14 protein-coding genes and 1 pseudogene are annotated in these 19,580 nt (G+C 52.4%); 4 read left to right on the top strand and 11 right to left on the bottom strand.

Features of this window, described 5'->3' with window-relative positions; all coding sequences use genetic code 11:
- Nucleotides 1-84: 84 nt before the first annotated feature.
- Genes NAL19_RS05025 through phoB form a run of 3 tightly spaced genes read right to left on the bottom strand, consistent with a single transcriptional unit; the run spans nucleotide 85 to nucleotide 3,078 of the window.
- A complete protein-coding gene (locus NAL19_RS05025) occupies nucleotides 85-1,023 on the bottom strand; it encodes a PstS family phosphate ABC transporter substrate-binding protein (RefSeq protein WP_263058932.1) in 939 nt (312 codons plus the stop codon).
- 15 nt (nucleotides 1,024-1,038) lie between these two features.
- The gene (phoR, locus tag NAL19_RS05020) at nucleotides 1,039-2,361 is read right to left on the bottom strand and encodes a phosphate regulon sensor histidine kinase PhoR (RefSeq protein ID WP_263058931.1); all 1,323 of its coding nucleotides are present in this window, start codon (nucleotides 2,359-2,361) and stop codon (nucleotides 1,039-1,041) included.
- A gap of 27 nt (nucleotides 2,362-2,388) precedes the next feature.
- A complete protein-coding gene (gene phoB, locus NAL19_RS05015) occupies nucleotides 2,389-3,078 on the bottom strand; it encodes a phosphate response regulator transcription factor PhoB (RefSeq protein WP_005975981.1) in 690 nt (229 codons plus the stop codon).
- A 283-nt stretch (nucleotides 3,079-3,361) separates the two neighbouring features.
- Here phoB and sbcD point away from each other — a divergent pair, with 283 nt between their 5' ends.
- Entirely contained in the window at nucleotides 3,362-4,600 is a 1,239-nt protein-coding gene (gene sbcD / locus NAL19_RS05010; RefSeq protein WP_263058930.1) for an exonuclease subunit SbcD, read from the top strand.
- Nucleotides 4,597-8,280 (top strand): AAA family ATPase, encoded by a 3,684-nt coding sequence (locus NAL19_RS05005; protein WP_263058929.1) that lies wholly within the window; start codon nucleotides 4,597-4,599, stop codon nucleotides 8,278-8,280. Before sbcD ends, NAL19_RS05005 begins: the two co-directional genes overlap by 4 nt.
- A gap of 18 nt (nucleotides 8,281-8,298) precedes the next feature.
- Here NAL19_RS05005 and mak read toward each other — a convergent pair.
- A pseudogene (gene mak, locus NAL19_RS05000) lies at nucleotides 8,299-9,206 on the bottom strand (fructokinase).
- Between the two features lie 288 nt (nucleotides 9,207-9,494).
- Between mak and rdgC the strand changes: the two are divergent.
- A complete protein-coding gene (gene rdgC / locus NAL19_RS04995; protein WP_263058928.1) occupies nucleotides 9,495-10,424 on the top strand; it encodes a recombination-associated protein RdgC in 930 nt (309 codons plus the stop codon).
- Nucleotides 10,425-10,566: 142 nt separating this feature from the next.
- Here rdgC and NAL19_RS04990 read toward each other — a convergent pair whose 3' ends face one another.
- Complete coding sequence (locus NAL19_RS04990) at nucleotides 10,567-12,357, bottom strand: methyl-accepting chemotaxis protein (protein ID WP_263058927.1); 1,791 nt, start codon at nucleotides 12,355-12,357, stop codon at nucleotides 10,567-10,569.
- A 536-nt stretch (nucleotides 12,358-12,893) separates the two neighbouring features.
- On the opposite strand from NAL19_RS04990, the gene NAL19_RS04985 reads away from it, so the two are divergent.
- A complete protein-coding gene (locus NAL19_RS04985; RefSeq protein ID WP_225087187.1) occupies nucleotides 12,894-13,640 on the top strand; it encodes a GntR family transcriptional regulator in 747 nt (248 codons plus the stop codon).
- Here NAL19_RS04985 and NAL19_RS04980 read toward each other — a convergent pair.
- From NAL19_RS04980 to NAL19_RS04955, 6 genes are all read right to left on the bottom strand, one after another.
- Nucleotides 13,614-14,591: a PfkB family carbohydrate kinase gene (locus NAL19_RS04980; RefSeq protein ID WP_263058926.1), complete on the bottom strand. Its 978-nt coding sequence runs from the start codon at nucleotides 14,589-14,591 to the stop codon at nucleotides 13,614-13,616. The two genes, NAL19_RS04985 and NAL19_RS04980, sit on opposite strands and share 27 nt — an antisense overlap.
- On the bottom strand, nucleotides 14,591-15,592 hold the full coding sequence (locus NAL19_RS04975) for an ADP-ribosylglycohydrolase family protein (RefSeq protein WP_263058925.1): 1,002 nt from the start codon (nucleotides 15,590-15,592) through the stop codon (nucleotides 14,591-14,593). The genes NAL19_RS04980 and NAL19_RS04975 overlap by 1 nt, the downstream gene beginning before the upstream one ends.
- Nucleotides 15,589-16,869, bottom strand: a complete 1,281-nt coding sequence (locus NAL19_RS04970) for a nucleoside permease (RefSeq protein WP_180742214.1) — start codon at nucleotides 16,867-16,869, stop codon at nucleotides 15,589-15,591. The genes NAL19_RS04975 and NAL19_RS04970 overlap by 4 nt, the downstream gene beginning before the upstream one ends.
- A 265-nt stretch (nucleotides 16,870-17,134) precedes the next feature.
- Nucleotides 17,135-17,419, bottom strand: coding sequence for a pyrimidine/purine nucleoside phosphorylase (ppnP, locus tag NAL19_RS04965; protein ID WP_012773683.1), 285 nt, complete (start codon nucleotides 17,417-17,419; stop codon nucleotides 17,135-17,137).
- 137 nt (nucleotides 17,420-17,556) lie between these two features.
- Nucleotides 17,557-18,078, bottom strand: a complete 522-nt coding sequence (gene aroL, locus NAL19_RS04960; RefSeq protein ID WP_225087184.1) for a shikimate kinase AroL — start codon at nucleotides 18,076-18,078, stop codon at nucleotides 17,557-17,559.
- A 270-nt stretch (nucleotides 18,079-18,348) separates the two neighbouring features.
- A complete protein-coding gene (locus NAL19_RS04955; protein ID WP_225087183.1) occupies nucleotides 18,349-19,398 on the bottom strand; it encodes a type II asparaginase in 1,050 nt (349 codons plus the stop codon).
- Nucleotides 19,399-19,580 lie beyond the last annotated feature (182 nt).

Here is a 19,580-nt window from a genome sequence, read left to right as displayed (position 1 = left end):
ACAGGGCAATAGAAGAATTTTCACATTACATGAAGAAAATTCATGTAATGTGAAAACATCACAAATTCGTAGTGGAAAGGGGAATTATTGCGGCAGGCCAATCTGCTGACGCGCCTGACGACGCGTTTCTTCCGGCAGCGGTAAATAGCCATCCTGATTCACCAGCGCTTGCCCCGTTTCGGACAGCACACGATCTAAAAATGCCGCCGTCAACGCTTCCAGCGGTTGGCTCGGCGCTTTGTTTACATAGATATAGAGATAGCGGGTGTAAGGGTATAAACCGCTACGGATATTTTCAGTCGAGGGGTAGATGTAGTCGGAGTCTTGTGCGGCTAACGGCAGCATTCTCACGCCGCTGGTACGAAAACCCACGCTGGCATAGCCAATGGCATCGGTTGACGCCGCAACCGCTTGTACCACAGACGCTGACCCCGGTAACTCATTAACCTGAGGAAGGAAATCGCCACGGCATAGCGCCTTTTGCTTAAAGAACCCATAGGTTCCCGACGCAGAGTTTCGCCCATAGCGCAGTAGCGTGCGCTTTTCCCAACTGCCGCGTAAGCCGAGATCGCCCCACTGTTTTATCGGCTGATGGTTACCACAGCGCTGCGTAATCGAAAAGATGGCGTCCAACTGCGACAAGTTCAACCCAGGCAGCGGGTTATCCTGATTGACCAGCACAACCAGCGCATCCATGGCGACCGGCACCGCCAGCGGTGGATAGCCGTAGTGCTGGACGAAAGCGTCAATTTCGCTGGCTTTCATCGCCCTGCTCATCGGCCCAAGCTGCGCTGCGCCCGATGCCAGAGACGTCGGCGCAGAAGATGACCCAGCGGCCTGAATCTGTAAATTCACGTTCGGGTAATGCTGGCTGAAATCCGCCGCCCAAAAGGCCATCAGATTAGCCAGCGTATCCGACCCCGCGCTGGAGAGGTTGCCCGCCAGCATCTGACGAGGCTGCGCAGCGCAAAACGCGCTGAACAGCAGTAAAAAAGCGCCCGCAATACGAGTGGCGGATGTCATGGGTAGCATTTCCCGTCAGGCCGAAGGTTTCACCGTATTTTCAGCCAGAGAGGCAGGGACAATCAACCGATTCGGCAACGTAAAGACAAAACGCGAGCCCAGACCATCCTCGCTCATAATTTCCAGACGGGAATCATGATGGCTGAGCGCATGTTTAACAATCGCCAGCCCCAGCCCGCTGCCGCCCGTCTGGCGTGAACGCGCCTTATCAACCCGATAAAAACGCTCTGTCAGGCGCGGCAAATGTTCGGCCGCAATTCCCGGCCCGTTATCGCTGACCTGAAATTGCGCCCCTTGCGGGATCTTCTGCCAGCAGACTTCGATACGCGTTCCCGCTGGCGTATGGTTAATCGCGTTATATACCAGATTGGATACCGCGCTGCGCAGCTGTTCTTCATTACCAAACACGCGGAGGCTTTCGTTCACACGAAAGACAATCTCATGACGTCCCTGACTTAGGGTTTGCGCTTCACGCTGTAACACGCGCAGCATCAATGGAATATCAACTTTTTCATTCAGATCGATCGCCGTCGCCGCCTCAATACGCGACAGGGTCAGCAGTTGCTTGACCAGCCCGTCCATACGTCGGGTCTGTTCCTGCATGGTGTTCAGCGCTTTTCCTTGCAACGCCGCATCCAGCGTTTCTTCCTGCATCATTTCCAGATAGCCCTGCAACACCGTCAGCGGCGTACGCAGCTCATGGCTCACATTAGCAAAAAAGTTACGTCTGGCACCTTCAAGCTGATGCATTTGCGTAATATCACGCACAACCATCAGGAGCTGCCCTTCGGAATAGGGCATCACGCGGAATTCAACATGGTGGGAATTATTCAACTGCAGCGTGAGAGGACGGCTAAAATCCTGTCCTTTCATGTAATTCGTGAATTCGGGATAACGCAATAAGTTGAGGATATTCTGACCGTTATCTTCCGGCCAGCGGAAATTCAGCAGGTGCTGCGCCAGATGATTACACCAGAAGATCGTTCCTTCTTCGGTGGTGATCACCACGGCATCCGGCAAGGATTCAGCCCCGCTGCGAAACCGCTTGATCAGGAGCGCCAGCTCACGGCGTCGGCGTCGGTTACGCAACTGCATCTGATAGAGCCCATAGAACAGCGGTTCCCAGCTCCAGCGGCCGGGCGGTGGCGTCATGCTGCGGTCAACCCACAGCCAATAAGAGAGTTTCAGTTGGTTATAAAAATTCCAGCACAGTAAGCCTAATACGGCGACCAGCAGAAACCAGGGCAGATAACCAAAAATCAGCCCCAGCAGTAAGGCAGGCAAACAAAAAAAAGCCAGCTCCAATGCCAGCCTTTTCCAGGATAAACGTTCTAGCACGTTAATATTTCTCCGGTTACGATCACCTCAGTAACGCGTTGAAAAACGGTAGCCCGTTCCCCGAACGGTTTGCACCATTTTGTCATGTCCGCTGGTTTCCAGCGCTTTACGCAGGCGACGAATATGGACGTCGACAGTACGATCCTCAACATAAACGTTAGTGCCCCAAACGTGATTCAGCAACTGTTCCCGGCTATAAACACGTTCAGGATGCGTCATAAAGAAATGCAGCAGCTTAAATTCCGTCGGCCCCATGTCCAACGCGTGCTCTTCGGTCGTCACGCGATGTGAGGAGGGATCGAGGCTCAGGCCGCGCATTTCAATGACTTCTTCCACCGCCATCGGTGAAATACGGCGCATCACAGCTTTGATACGCGCTACTAATTCTTTGGGTGAAAACGGCTTGGTAATGTAATCATCCGCTCCCACTTCAAGGCCGCGTACACGGTCTTCTTCTTCACCGCGTGCGGTTAACATCATCACCGGAATATCACGCGTCAGCGCCTCGCGCTTCATATGCTTGATGAATTGCAGGCCCGAACCTCCTGGCAGCATCCAGTCCAATAACACCAGTTCTGGGAACGGCTCCGACAGTTGCGTTACTGCACTGTCATAATCTTCGGCTTCAACTGGTTGATAACCATTTTGCTCCAGTACAAAGCAGACCATTTCACGAATTGGTGCTTCATCTTCCACGACTAATATGCGTTTTGCCATTGTTAATCCTGTCGTTAATCATCGTCGCTGTTAGCAGGCGAAAGGCATTATGCGTCAGTTTTATGACAGATTTATGAAAAACACACGGCCCTCACCGCGCGATGTTACAGCGCATACATCCTATTTTCGAGCCGCTTTCCAAACTCCAGATTCCACCGCGACAGCCGTCCTCCCTGCTATATATAATCATGGCATTACGATGACAGAGCACCATGGCGACGGCCCCCCCTTTCACACAGTGAATAAGGACAACGCCACGCGGCATGAATATCGAGAGAATACGATGCGCATTATCCACACCGCCGATTGGCATTTAGGGCAATATTTTTATACCAAAAGCCGAAGCACTGAACATCAGGCTTTTCTGCACTGGCTCATCGCTCAGGTGGAGCACCATCAGGTTGATGCCATTATAGTCGCAGGTGATATTTTTGATAACGGCTCGCCCCCCAGCTATGCGCGGGAAATGTATTATAGCTTCGTGGTAGCACTACAGCGCACGGGCTGTCAGCTCGTCATTCTCGGCGGCAACCATGATTCCGTCGCGATGTTAAATGAATCCCGCGATTTGCTGGCCTGCCTGAACACGCGCGTGGTTGCCTGCGCCAGCGATGATCCCGCCCGGCAGGTGCTCCTGCTGGAAAATCGCCAACGGCAGCCCGGCGCCCTGCTCTGCGCCATTCCTTTTTTACGCCCACGCGATGTATTGATCAGCAAAGCTGGGCAATCGGGGGATGAAAAACAGCTGGCGCTACAGGAAGCGATTACCGCGCACTACCAGCAATGTTACCAACTGGCTTGCCAAAAACGCGATGAACTTGGCCTGCCGCTGCCAATTATTGCCACAGGGCACCTGACGACCATTGGCGCAACCGCCTCGGAATCCGTGCGCGATATCTATATTGGCACGCTCGATGCTTTCCCTGCTCAGGCTTTTCCCCCTGCGGATTATATCGCGCTCGGCCATATTCACCGCCCGCAGCGCGTGACGCAAAGTGAGCATATCCGCTACAGCGGTTCGCCTATTCCGCTAAGTTTTGACGAACTCAACAGTGAGAAGTCCGTTTGTCTGGTCAGTTTTACACCAAACGCCTCGCCACCTATTCCTCCACAGATAGACATCCTGCCTATTCCCGTCACTCAGCCGATGCAGTTGATTAAAGGTAGCCTGAGCGATATTGAACGACAGTTGGCCGCGTTTCAGGATTATCGAGGCGATAAGCCTGTATGGCTGGATATCGAAATCAGCACGCAGGATTACCTCAGCGACATGCAGAAACGTGTTCAGGCGATGACTGAGAATCTGCCTGTTGAGGTGCTTCTGCTCCGCCGCACACGCGAACAGCGTATGCAGGCGATGACGCAACAAGACAAGGAAACGCTGAACGAGCTCAGCGTACATGACGTTTTTGAACGCCGTCTGGCAACGGAGACAGAGATGGAAGAGAGCCGCCAGCAGCGCGTTCGCACGCTGTTTAATCAGGTTATTGATGAACTGGAAAATAGCGAGCCAGCCAAATGAAGATTCTTAGCCTGCGCCTAAAAAACCTCAATGCGCTGAAAGGTGAATGGAAGATCGACTTCACGCAGGAGCCGTTTTCCAGCAACGGATTATTTGCCATTACTGGCCCGACCGGCGCGGGGAAAACCACGCTGCTGGATGCCATCTGTCTGGCGCTATACCACGAAACTCCACGGCTTGGCCTGCTTTCCGCCAGCCAGAATGATCTGATGACGCGCAATACCGCAGAGTGCCTTGCTGAAGTCGAATTCGAGGTGAAAGGCGTGGGGTACCGCGCTTTCTGGAGCCAGCGTCGGGCAAGAAATGTCCCTGACGGCAATTTGCAGTCTCCCAAGGCCGAACTCGCTCTCATTGAAGACGGCAAAATTCTGTGTGAAAAACTCAATGATAAGAAAGAGATGATCACGCAGCTCACCGGGCTGGATTTTGGCCGTTTCACGCGTTCCATGATGCTGTCACAAGGGCAATTTGCTGCCTTTCTCAACGCGAAAGCAGACGACCGCGCAGAGCTATTGGAAGAACTGACCGGCACAGACATTTACGGTCTGATTTCCGAACGCGTGTATGAAAAGCACAAGCAGGCAAGCGTCGCACTGAGCACGCTACAGGCGCGTGCATCCGGTATTCAGCTGTTAACCGATGAACAGCGTCAACAGGTGGAAGAACAGCTTGCCGAACTGGTTCAACAAGAACAACGGGGCAACGTCGAGCGAGAGCAAGCACTGACTACGCTACGCTGGTTCGAACAACTGACGCAGCGGCAAACACAGCTAGCCAACACGCAAACACTGCATACAAGCGCCGAATCCGCCATTCAGCAGGCTAAACCACAGCTCGACAAGCTAGCCAGCAGCGACCCCGCAGAAAAACTGAGGCCGCTACACCAGGAACGAGAACGCTATCGGCAAGAGTCTCTTGTGCTCGCCCAGCACATTGAACAACTGGCCGCAAAGCAGGCCGCCGAGCAAACGGCGCTGGCAACACTACGCCAACAGGAAGAAAAAGCCGAGCAGGATGTTAATGGACACAAACAAGTACGGCAGCAACAAGAGTTGTTAATCAACGAGCAGGTTGTGCCGCTTGATCATTACATTGCCACGCTGGTGCAGCAGCAAGCCCAACAACAGGAAGAACTGGCCAAAATACAGGTTCGCCTGCACGCCGATGAAAGCAAGCAAACCCAGATAGCAGCAGAGCAAAGGCAGGCTAAACAACAGCTTGAACAGATTCAGTCTTACCGCCAGCAACACGCGCATTATGAGCAGTGGGGAGAGTGGTTACCGCAGTGGCGTGCCGAGTTTCGACAATTGCGCCAGTTTCAGGACGAACAACGGAAGCTGGAGCAGAAACAAACACTGCACACGCAAGAGTCGACGGCGCTACAGCAAGCAGCCGAAACGCTGGCGACACAGCAGCGTGAACAACAAAACGTCGTTGATGCGGCGCGCCAACAGTTCACACAACATGATGAGGCGCGGCAACATCAGGACGCGCACCAGTCGCTTTCCACGCTGCACCAGCGCTTTAATCAGCTCATGGATCAGCAGACGACATGTCGACAGTTCGCAACCGTCAGCGATCAGTTCCAGCGTCTTCAGGTGCGCAAGCAGCAGAACCTCACCAAACAGGTTGAGATACAAGGACATTTCGACCAGTCGCAAATATTACGGAAACAGCAACAATCCGAGCATGAACAGCGCAGCCAGCATCTGGCTGACCTGGAAACGGTGTACCGACAGGAAGAGCGTATTGTTAAGCTGGAAGCAGAACGGCAACGGCTACAGGCGGGAGAAGCGTGCCCACTGTGTGGCTCAACTGAGCATCCCGCCATTGAGCGTTATCAGGCGCTGCAACCGTCTGAAACTCAGCAGCGCCTGACAACGTTACAGCAGGAAGTGAATCGGTTAACAACGGCGTTGGCGAATACGACGGCGCACCTGGCCTCACTAGAGCAGCAGCGAGAGCAGTTGCAGCAGGACATCGTTCAGCTCGATAGTGAACATCAAACCCTGCTCCAACAGTGGCAAGATGTCAGTGAGCGCTTACAAGTTAACTACTCGCTGGAACAGCAGGACGACATCACGGCCTGGCTTACACAGCGTGAAGCCGAAGAACAGGCTATTCGGCAGCAGATTGCCCTCCGCGAGCAACTGCAAAAACAGTGGCAGGAAAGTAAGGATTTACTGACTGCCACAGAGGCATTGCAGCGGGAACTCGACCAGAAAATCGCGCTGAACGTTCAGCAACACGCGTCGCTACGCGTTATACAGGAAGAAATAACCCAGTCACTGCAACATGTGCATCAGCAACTCACGCAGCATACGCAGGAAATGACGCAGACGCTGGCAACAGTAGGGCTTCTTCTGCCAGACGCTGACGCACAAGATGGATGGCTGGCTCAACGCGAGAACGAGTGGCAAGACTGGAAAGCCAAAGAGCAGGAGCAATCTCGCTTAATTCCCTTGTTAGCCACGCTGGACAGCGATCTTCAGCATCTGCACCACAGCGTGACAGAGGCGAGACAGTTGCTTCAAACACAGCAACAGCAGTTGGCACAGCACCTCGCGCGACTCAACACAAGCCAGCAAGAGCGACTGGCGCTGTTTGGGAACCGACAAATCGCCGATGTGCGCGAACAGCTACAGCGAACCAGCCAGCAGTATGACGATGCGCTCAGACTAGCCCAGTCAGCTCGTCAGCAAACCGAAACGACGTTGAGCCGCCTGACAGGTGAGTTGGCAAGCAAGCAGCAACAATGTGAACAAAATTCGCGCCAGTATCAGAATGTGACCGAACGCTTTACTCAGGCGTTGCAACAAAGCACGTTCGCAGATGAAACCACGTTCCTCAATGCTCTGCTCGATGAACAGGAACGCCAGACATTGCAGGCATTAAAGGAAACACTGTATCAGAGCTTGCAACAGGCGGCGGCGCTGCACCAACAGGCTGAAGGAGAACTGCTCGCCCATCAGCAACAACGGCCAGCATCCCTGACGGAAGACGTCACGCAGGAAGCAATGCAGCAGCAGGTGGCAGCGCTGGATGAAACGCTGAAAACCAATCTACGGCAGCAGGGGGAGTTCCAGCGCCAGTTGGCTGATGATAAACAACAGCGTCAGAACCAGCAGGCTTTACTTAACGAGATCGCCCAGAGCCAGCAAAAAAATGACGACTGGGAGACGCTAAACTCGCTGATCGGTTCAAGTAAAGGGGATAAGTTCCGCAAGTTTGCTCAGGGGCTGACCTTGGATCATCTGGTCTACCTCGCCAATCTCCAGCTTTCACGCCTGCACGATCGCTATCAGCTAAAACGTAAGCCCGGTGGCGAACTGGAACTTCTGGTGATGGATACCTGGCAAGCGGATGCCGAGCGCGACACAAAAACGCTATCCGGTGGCGAAAGCTTCCTGGTCAGTCTGTCGCTGGCATTAGCGCTGTCCGATCTGGTCAGCCATAAAGCCAGTATCGACTCGCTGTTTCTGGATGAAGGCTTCGGCACGCTGGATGCCGAGACGCTGGATATCGCACTGGACGCGCTGGATAACCTGAACGCCTCGGGTAAAACTATCGGCGTCATTAGCCATGTCGAAGCCATGAAAGAGCGTATTCCGGTACAGATCAAAGTGCAGAAGGTTAACGGGCTGGGTGTCAGTCGGCTGGCACCGCAGTACGCCGTTTAGCGATGATTCGGTCTGCAATTACTCCGTCTTCGGCCAAAGCCAGGCGGCTCCGCGTACCCCGCTGGAGTCGCCGTGTATGGCTTGAAGCACGGGCGTTTCGCACTCACCGCCGAAGATCCACTGTTTAATCTTTTCCGGCACGGTTTGATAAAGGCGAGAAACATTGCTCATTCCGCCAGCACCACCACATCTGGGTCGAGCAGATTGATCACATGCGCCAGCGATTTTGCCAGACGGTGCTCATAGCGTTGCAACGCCAGCTCGGCGATGGGGTCGCCCTGCTCTACTAAGGCAATAATCGCCTCGCCCTTGTGCGGCTGACCGCTCAGGCGCTGGTAATCCACGGCAAACCCGGTGCCAGAGATAAACGTTTCAATACAGCCAGACTTACCGCAGTAGCAGGGAACCGTCTGCCGGTAGTGCAGCTCATCGTCGTCCATCCAGGGCAGCGGGTTATGCCCCCATTCCCCCGCAATACCGTTGCCGCCGACGTGAGCCTGCCCGTTCAGCGCTACTCCCGACCCACAGCCGGTTCCAATGATGACCGCGAAGACGGTTTGCTTCCCTGCTCCGGCGCCATCAACCGCCTCTGAAACCGCGAAACAGTTCGCGTCATTGGCGACGCGTACGGGCCGATTCAGCAGCGTGGCGAGATCGCGATCCAGCGCCTGACCGTTGAGCCAGGTGGAGTTGGCATTTTTTACCTTGCCGGTAAACGGCGACAGCGTACCGGGGATTCCTACACCGACGCTACCACGGCAGCCAATCGCTTTTTCAGCCATCTCCACCAGCGTGACAATAGTCCGTAGCGTTTCCGGGTAGTCATTTCTTGGCGTCGGCATACGCTGCCGAAAACGTTCCTGCCCCTCATCATCCAGCGCGATAACTTCCGTTTTCGTCCCGCCCAGATCGATACCAATTCTCATGATGTCTCCCCACGTGTTGTAAATAGGCCCGCGTAAGTGTGTCACCGACCTGAAAACGTTCTTATTTATAGTAGGTACCCTAAATCATTCGAGCCGCGCAGCCAGCGCACATGCAGTTTGAAGTATGACGGGTATAACCAGAGAAACCAATCAGCGACAGCGCAAAGCGTGATAGGTATTCCTCTGAATCCCGGTATTTTATTCCACATTACGGCCTCGAATTCGTTATCATGCGCGCAACATTACAAACCCGCGTGCAAACCTGCGCGCCCAGTCAGGGATAACACCATGTTGTGGTTTAAAAACTTAATGATTTATCGCCTAAGCCGGGACAGCGTGCTGTCCAAAGATAACGTTTTATCTGCGGATGAACTGGAAAAACGGCTCAGCGCGTTCACGTTCACCCCGTGCGGCAGTCAGGATATGATGAAAACGGGCTGGGTATCACCGATGGGATCGCATAGTGATGCATTAACGCACGTCGTGAATGGGCAAATCGTTATCTGCGTCCGTAAAGAAGAAAAAATCCTGCCATCTCCGGTCATCAAGCAAACCCTTCAGGCCAAAATCGAACGTCTGGAAGCGGAACAGCACCGCAAGCTGAAAAAAACCGAAAAAGACTCGCTGAAAGACGAAGTCCTGCATAGCCTGCTGCCGCGTGCGTTCAGCCGTTTCAGTCAGGTGTGGATGTGGATTGATACGGTTAATGGCCTGATTATGGTCGACGCCGCCAGCGCCAAAAAAGCCGAAGATACGCTGGCGCTGCTGCGTAAAACCCTAGGGTCACTGCCCGTTGTACCGCTGACGATGGAAAACCCTATCGAGCTGACGCTAACCGAGTGGGTTCGTTCCGGTGAGCCAGCCGCTGGTTTCACGTTACAGGATGAGGCAGAACTAAAAGCGATTCTGGAAGACGGCGGCGTGATCCGCTGTAAAAAACAGGATTTGGTCTGCGATGAAATCGCTGTGCATATTGAAGCCGGTAAACTGGTCACCAAGCTGGCCCTGGACTGGCAGGAACGTATTCAACTGGTCTTGTCCGAGGACGGTTCGGTAAAACGATTGAAGTTCTCCGATACGCTGCGGGAACAAAATGACGATATCGATCGGGAAGATTTTGCTCAGCGGTTTGATGCTGATTTCATTTTGATGACCAGCGAACTGGCTGCGTTGATTGCGAATCTGATTGAAGCGTTGGGCGGAGAAGCCCAACGTTAATGCTGCCGATCGTTAATACAGTCGATCATTAATACAGTCGATTGTTAATGAGATCGATTGTTAATTCAGTCGATTGCTAATGCAGTCGGTGATTGCCCGCCGCCGCTCTGGCTGCGGGCAATACCTCTTCAGTGATAATCTATTAGACTCGGAATGCTCCAACCACGGCATTCAGTTCTTCGGCCTGTGATTGCAACGCACCCGACGCAGCAGCAGATTCCTGCACCAGCGCGGCGTTTTGTTGCACCATTGAATCCAACTGCGCAACCGCTTTGTTGATCTCGTTGATGCCACGCATTTGCTCATCCGCTGCATGCGTAATTTCGGACATCACCGAGCTCACCGTAGACACGCCGCCGACAATTTCATTCATCGTGTCGCTGGCCTGACGAACCTGTACGGAGCCAGATGTCACGCTGGAGACCGTCGATTCAATCAGCTCTTTAATTTCTTTTGCAGCCTGCGCACTGCGCTGCGCCAGGCTGCGAACTTCACCAGCAACCACCGCGAAACCCCGGCCCTGCTCACCCGCTCGCGCCGCTTCTACCGCAGCGTTAAGCGCCAGAATATTAGTCTGGAATGCAATGCCATCAATCACGCCAATGATATCGCCGATCTTGCCAGACGCGACCACGATCTCTTCCATCGTGACAATCACATCAGAGACCACTTTGCCGCCCGTGCCTGCATCTTTCGACAGCAGCAACGCCTTAGCGTTAACCTGCTGCGCCGATCCTGCCGACTGCGTCACCGCCGCGGAAATTTCTTCCAGCGAGGCTGCAGTCTGCTGAATGCTCGACGCCGCAGATTCGGTGCGCGCAGAAAGATCGTTATTTCCTGCTGAGATTTCATCCGCCGCTACCTGAAGCGAGGCGCTGATATCCCGAATCTGGATCATGACCTGACTGATCTTATCGACAAAGATGTTAAACGAGCGGGCGATTTGCGCGACTTCATCCTGCCCTTCATCCGGCAGGCGCTGCGTCAGATCGTTATTACCGTTGCTGATGTCATCCATTGCGTCGCGGATTTGCAGCAGACGCTTGAGCGTTGACGTGATAATAAAGCCAATAATCAACGTTCCCAGCAGCGCGATGGCAACCAGTGTGATGACAGATGTAGACAACAGAGAACGCATACCCGCCGTCGCTTCAGCTTTGTCCAGCGCCACCAGCATGTACCAGTTCGTGCCAGTAATCGGTTTTGCCAACACCAGTTTGGTCGACCCGGAGAAATCCACATCGCGAGCGCTATTTGCTGAAAGAATGTCGCTTAGGTTAATCGCAGGCGCAATCTCGGTGATATTTTTCAGCGTCAGTGTTTCATCTGGGTGCGCAATAATCGTACCGCTGCGGTCAATCAACACGCCAAAACTTCCTGGGCTTGGGTTAATCGCTTTGACGTTTTCAATCACGCTTTTCATTGTGACGTCGCTGCCGACTACGCCTCTGACCGTACTTCCTTCCAGTACAGGCGCAACGAAAGAAACCACCAGCGTATTCGTTACCATATCAACATACGGCGCGGTTGCTAACGGTTTGCCTTCTTTCACGGCCTGCTGATACCAGGGTCTGACGGTCGGGTTGTAATCAGCAGGGATGCCGCCAGGATCGGCAAACTTGGCGGTGCCATTGGCGTAACCCATATACACGTTCAGAAACCCACCGGATGCCACAATCTGTTTAAACAGCGGGATCGGGTCTTCATCTTTTATCGCGCGGTCATGCAGCGCGGAAATCATCTGCGTTTTAGACGCAACCCAGTCACTGATAGCGATACTATGGCTAGTCGCTACCGCGTCCAGCGTGTTCTGGATCGATTCCTTATTCGCGTTATTGGCTATGGTGTAATTAAGAAAGGTATTGATAGCAAGCGAAAGTACAACAATGGTCGAACAGGCCGCAAGGATGCGGGAACGCGTCGTTTTCAGCATAAAATACTCTTTGCATAGAATAGTTATACTATCCATAACGGCAAAGAAAAATAAAACTTGAATGCGATAACATTCCACCGCAGCCATTTATCTTAAAACCCGAGAAAATACTTAATATGTTCAACCACGCCATGATGTAAAAAAAGACACCAAATGGAATCAATGGCAACAAATCAATATTAAAATCCAATAAAAACAAAAACAAAAGAATAAATAACTTATCATTTTTTATAATAAAAAATTATCAATTAGCGTCATAATTTATTACATTTTAATAATTAAGGGATTATTCCTAATAATCTCACTATTGTTTTATACGGATAATTAATAGAAACCATTAAATAAAATAGCTCATATATAGAAGTAATGCGCGGCGTTATAAAAAAGAGCGAGATATTATTCGGTAGAGCATTATGCTGGAAACCATTTTACGTGGTTTATTTTTATGCGGTGAGATGACTGAACATTTTCAGTATAGACTGAATAATACCAGTGGTATTATATACCTTATGTTGGCTGGCAAGGATTAGAGAAGAATGGAACACGCGCATACTCAATTAATAGAACAGCTTACTCAACGCTTTGCGACAGCAGACAATACACCGCTCTACCTGAAATTTGCCGAAACGGTAAAAAACGCCGTGCGTAGCGGCATGCTGGAGCATGGCAATATTTTGCCAGGTGAACGCGACCTGAGCCAGTTGACTGGCGTATCGCGCATTACCGTGCGTAAAGCCATGCAGACGCTGGAAGAAGAAGGTGTGGTGACCCGCGTGCGCGGCTACGGCACGCAAATCAATAACATTTTCGAGTATTCGTTGAAAGAAGCGCGAGGGTTTTCACAGCAGGTCGTACTACGGGGCAAAAAACCCAATACGCTATGGGTAAACAAACAGGTCGTCAAAAGTAGCAAGGAAGTCGCCGAACAATTGGCGATTGTGCCAGAAACGCCCGTTTTTTTGTTGAAACGTATTCGCTATGTGGATGAGGACGCCGTTTCCATTGAAGAATCGTATGTTCCTGTTGACCTGATCGCGGACGCTGACGATATCGGCGTCTCGCTTTATGACTATTTCCGCAGTCAGAACATCAATCCACAGCGTACACGCAGCCGCGTCAGCGCACGCATGCCCGATGCCGAGTTCCAGTCCCACATTCAGCTTGATAATAAAGTACCGGTTCTGGTCATCAAGCAGGTGGCGCTCGACCAGCAGAACCGGCCCATAGAGTACAGCATCAGTTATTGCCGTAGCGATCTATACGTGTTCGTCTGCGAGGAATAACCGGGCACGAAGTTCAGCCTGCGTGGGTGCGCAATCTCCGCCACGGTGGCTCACGACATACGCAGCAACCGCATTACCCAACGTGACCGCCGCCGCCAGCGGCCAACCGGCGGCTAATCCCGCTAGCGTCCCTCCTGCGTGGCTGTCTCCCGCGCCGATGGTATCGACCACCGTTGCCGGGAACGGAGGGATAACCCCCTCAGAATCGATATCAAAATACCACGCCCCCGCTTTGTCCTGACGAATAATCACCGGTGCACGGTAGATCTCCCGCCAGGCTCGCCCCAGCGTTTGCACATCAACCGACACGCCGAGCATTTCCGCTGCGACTTCCGCTTCCTGACGATTAAGGGAAACGACAGGGTGAAGCGCCATAATACGTGCCATCAGTTCGGGAGAAATATCGGCGATACGTGGGCCAAAATCGATAAACGGCGTCACGACAGGCAAGGTTTCCAGCCAGCTCACCAGACGCTCACCGCATGGTGCCGCCAGTTGATAGCCTGAAAGGTAGACCAAACTCCCCGGTGCAACGGATAACGATGCCAGCCAACTGTCGCTCCACTGGTTCTCAACGCCGCTGAAGGACATAAACGTCCGTTCACCATCCGGTTCAACCAGCGCCAGACACCAGCCGTTGTCTCCCGAATCAGTTTGTACCACCGTGGTGAGGTTCTGTTTTTCCAGACTGTGACGAATGATATCCGCCCACACGCCCTGCCCGACGGGCAAGGCGTTTTGTGCCTCCATTCCAAGGCGTTTAAGCGCAATGGCAATATTCAAAGCACAGCCGCCAATATTCACGCTTTGCTGCTTCAGTTCAATATCACATCCGCGATACGGCAATGCGTAAGCATCGGCAATCACATCGATTACTGCGGCTCCGATGATGGTCAGCGGCTGACGCGTTGTTAGCTCATCCAGTTTTGCAGCAAGTTCGCTGGCTTTCATCACGCCTCCCGTGCTGAGCGGTATTGCAGGAGCTGGCTGGCATAGCGGCTAAAATCAAGCTGGTTAATGTCATCCAGCGTCCGCTTCAATCCGGCATCAATCGCCGTGACCCCGTGCAGCGCACCGCATATCGCGGTCGCCATCGCCCCGATCGTATCGGTGTCTCCCCCCAGGTTGGCACACAGAATCGCACAGCGGTTTGGATCGGTTTGCGCCAGTTCCACCATCGCGATGGCAGTCGCGACAGATTCAATCGTGCTCGTTCCCGCACCAATCAGTTGATAAAGCTGCTCACTGGCGCTTTCTGTCCCCTTTGCACTACGCACAATGTTCAGTGCTAACTCCAGACGTGCGGCGAGAGAAGCGCTAAACGTAGTGATACGTTTTTCCTGCGCGTGGCGCGCCACGGACGGCAGTGCATCGACGATCGTCTGCCAGCTGACACCGTCAACCGCACGGGAAATAGCCCAGGCAATCACAACCGCCCCTGCAATCGCCACGTCGGATTTATGCGTCGGGCTGGATGCCAGCGCCACCTGATCGATAAATTCATCGAGATCGTGCGCAGGCAACAAACAACCTAGCGGAGAAGCGCGCATGGCCGCGCCATTCGTGACGCCATTATTTTCCAGTTCACTCACTGGCGTACCCTGGCGGATAGCCTTCAACGCAATTTTAGACGTTGGGCCGAGCACATTTTTATTAAATGCATCAAACGATTCCGCCCATTTCAGGATGTGGCGCCCGATCGCATCGGCGTTAATTTCCCCATCACATTCAATAATAGCGTCGGCCAGACTCAGCGCCATCGAGGTATCGTCGGTAAACTCGCCGCGGCCGAAATAGCACGCCGCATTATTTTCCGCCGGGCCGGGCAAAAAGCGATCAATCCAGCCGAAATGCGCTTTTACGCGCGTCCGGGGCCACAGTTCCGATGGCATACCCATCGCATCCCCTAAAGCCTGGCCATATAAGGCACCGAGAATACGTTCCTGTTTCATTTGTTTTCCTCTGTACTAAAATGCTTATTTTTTGAACCATCTACATCAATGGTCGAGATCGCCTTATCCGATTCACGGAAAAACAGGATAAAGATCAGCGCAATAATTGCGATCATCACCGCGCCAAAAAGCCACATGCCGGTCCAGTTAAAGGTCAGGCCATTCACCGGCTCGCCGTGAGCGAAAAGTTTCTCCATCATCACGCCGCCCAAACGGTATCCCAACAGGCTGCCGAAACCCTGACAGCAGAGCGTAATCAGCCCCTGTGCTGCCGTGCGCATGTGCACTGGCGCTTTTTTATCAACGTAGATATAGGCGGTAACATAGTAGAAATCGTAACTCACGCCATGCAGCAGAATGCCGAGGAACAGCAATGCGTACGTGAAGTAGTGATATGCGTCGCCGTAGACAAAGAAGACATAGCGGATAGCCGCCGTAATCAGCCCCAACAGCAATACCTTTTTAATACCAAAGCGCTTGGTGAAAAACGGCAGCGCCAGCATAAAGAAAATTTCCGAGAACTGACCCAGCGTCATCCAGCCTGTCGCATTTTTCATGCCGACTTCAGTGAGGAAGCCCGTGGCAAAAATGTAATAAAACGCCAGTGGCATTGCGAACAAGAAGGAGCAGACAAAAAACACCAGAAAGTTTTTGTCTTTCAGCAATACAATCGCGTCCAGCCCCAGCATGACTTTAACATCCAGCTTGCCCGTGCTTTTCGGTGGCGTATTGGGCAGGAAAAAAGCAAAGAGACCAAGCAATGCAGAGCTGCCAGCAGTAATCAATAACGGAATATTAGTGGGGGAAATGTCGCTAAATCCAAGCCATGTCGGCAGAAAACCGCAGACGATACCCGAGGCGATCCAGCCAATCGTACCCAAAACACGAATGCGCGGGAAATCCCGCTCTACATCGGCAACATGTGAGAAGGCGATGCTGTTAGTCAGTGCAATAGTCGGCATATAAGTTAACGAATACGCCAGTAACAGCGGGAAGAAATACATGAATTCCGTTTGCTGTGCCGCCAGATACATCAGTATCGCTCCGGCGAACATCAGTACAGCCAGCACCTTTTGCGCGGCAAAGAAACGGTCGGTGAGTGACCCCACCAGAATCGGCGATAAGATAGCGGCAATCGCGGTACAGGCATACGACCAGCCGATTTCGCCCGCCGTGAACCCGCTTTTGCTCAGATACAGCCAGAGTGGAACAAACCAGGCTCCCCAGATAAACCATTCAACAAACATCATGAACGACAGCTTTGCTGTAGTTTTCATATTTACATCCTTCATGACAGAGTAAGGTACACCTTTAAAATACCAATTAATAATACCTTTTAAATACCTTTGCGTTCATTATTTGAACCACTTAACATTTTTGCAGCATTATTTATTCTCATTGAGAAAAGAATGACAGAAAGGCACACGCACGCGCAGAACGGGATGAAAAGTGGGAATGACGCAGAATCGGCATAAAAAAACGCCGCGTTATGTCGCACACAACGCGGCGATGAGGAGATAGACTATAAAAATAAAATAGTTATTACAGGTACTTACACAGATAAGAGGTCGGTTCGACTACCTGCAAATTGAACTCACTTTTTCCCGGAACGAAAAACGTTTCTCCCGGAGTGAAAACCTGCCAATCCGGCGCGCCTGGCAACAGCACCTTCAATGCTCCGGTGATGACCGTCATTTCTTCCGGCTGCCCGGTTCCAAATGTGTATTCACCCGCATCCATGACGCCGACACTCGCGCGGCCAATGCCGTCGCCTTCAAAACCGATTGATTTGACCTTCCCTGCAAAATACTCATTTACATTCAGCATAGCGCGGCACCTATCGTCGAAAAATTCAGAAAATTCATCTTAAAAGGAGAGTCGCGCTACTGTCACGATCTATTCATTGAAAGTTAGTGTTCGGTAGCACTGACTGGTGATTATTTTGCCAGTGTCCGGTCGCCATTCTACGCGGCCGACAAACGCAGCGCCTTCAATACGTTTGCCACAATCGCTTCCGGCGCCTGAGACGCATCGATGACATGGTGCGCGACACCGCGATACAGCGCCTCGCGCGCAGCCAACACATCGGCCATCTCCTCCGCGATAGGACGACCAGTCAGGGTGGGCCGCTGGTTATCCTGTGGGTTTTCCTCCAGCCGCTGGGCCAGCAACTCCGCATCCGCATGCAGGTAAATCACAGTGCCTTTATCATGCATAAAGCGTCGGTTGGCCTCCGCAAGCACCATACCGCCCCCCGTCGCAACGATGCAGCGGTTAGACGTCACTTGCTGAAGCGCCAGACTTTCGCGCTGGCGGAACCCATGCCATCCTTCCTGCGCGACCACATCAGCCACCGTCATATTAGTGGTCTGCTGCATAAACAGGTCGGTGTCGACAAAGTCATATCCCAACGCCTGCGCCAGTTGATGCCCAACGGTGGTCTTCCCACAGCCTCTGGCACCAACCATAAAAATGGGGTGTGTCATGTAATGACGTATCCTTCTTCTTTACTCGCCCACTCCGTCATACTTCAAGCTGCGCGCGCGTCACCTGTCCCGCAACTCGAACGCTTTCGGGTATCAAAGATAAATGGGGGTGATTAACTGCTTTGTCGTGGACTGAATCATACCGATAAAATCAACAGGGAGGGAAGTGACTTCTCAGTGGAAACGAAAAGTTGAATAACTAAAAGTAAAAATGGGATGACAGGAAATAAAAAGCCCCGCGTTTAAAGGCGGGGCAAACCGCTCAGGCGATTAATACGTGTGGAAATAATCCTGAATCACCGCTGGATTCGTCGTTTTCGTCAGCGCCAGCATCAACAGGATGCGTGATTTAGCCGGGCTCAGAGAATCGGAAACCAGACCAGGCTGGCCAGCATCCGGTGGGACGATACCGCTGCCGGTACGGGTGGAACGTACAACAACAATGCCTTTGCTTTCCGCTTTACGGATGCCTGCGTCACTGCGTTTAGATACGCTACCTGCGCCCATACCCGCATACACAATGCCTTTTACGCCATGTTTGATGGCAGCGTCATACATGTATTCTGGATCGTCCTGATAGCCATAAATAATGTCGACAGCCGGCAGCTTATCTATGTTGGTCACATCAAATACGGAACGCGTGGTGTGAATCTTGTCCAGACGAGTCTGGTAGTAAACTTTGTCACCAATAATCACGCCCAGATAGCCTTCTTCTGGCGCTTTAAAGGTATCCAGCGTAGAGGCGTTGGTTTTGCTGATGAAACGAGCGGAACCGATACGGTCATTCAGTACCACCATCACTCCACGGCCACGGGAGTTTTTATCCGCTGCGACTTTTACCGCACCGTACAGGTTCATTGGACCGTCGGCGCTGATTGCCGTTGCCGGACGCATCGCCGCAGCAAAGACCACCGGTTTGTCACTCTTCACCGTCAGATTCAGGAAGTAAGGCGATTCATCGAGCGTATCCGTGCCGTGCGTAATCACCACGCCATCAACATCGCTGCGTGCCAGCAGCTCGTTCACGCGCTTGCTCAGCTTCAGCAAGACATCGCTGGTCATATTTTCGCTGCCGATGTTGGAAATCTGCTCGCCGGTAATATTGGCAAGTGTTTTCAGCTCTGGTACAGCGTGAATCAGCGTCTCTACGCCCAACGCACCCGCTTTATACCCCGTGGTTTGCGTGTTGGCCGCAGCGGAACCTGCAATCGTACCGCCCGTTGCCAGAATGACAATGTTAGGGAGATTTTCTGCCGCATTTGCCAAAGACGAAAAACAAACAAAAACAACAACGAATAATGCGTTAAACATCCTTTTCATAACCTATACCAACTTATTGAGTTAAGTGGCAGACCAGATACGTCAGGTGCCTGATCTGTAAGTAAAAAACCTCAACCCTGTTGGCAGCCTGCCAACATTGGCGCTTATAATGCCCCAGAATTCAACAGATTAATATATGCCTGTAAAACTTCATGTTAACGGTGTGTGATCCCTCACAGCGC

This window comes from Pectobacterium sp. F1-1, from assembly GCF_025643735.1.
Lineage (GTDB): Bacteria > Pseudomonadota > Gammaproteobacteria > Enterobacterales > Enterobacteriaceae > Pectobacterium > Pectobacterium colocasium.
Note: the sequence above shows the minus strand (reverse complement) of the source record. Positions and strands in the feature narration are given on the sequence as shown.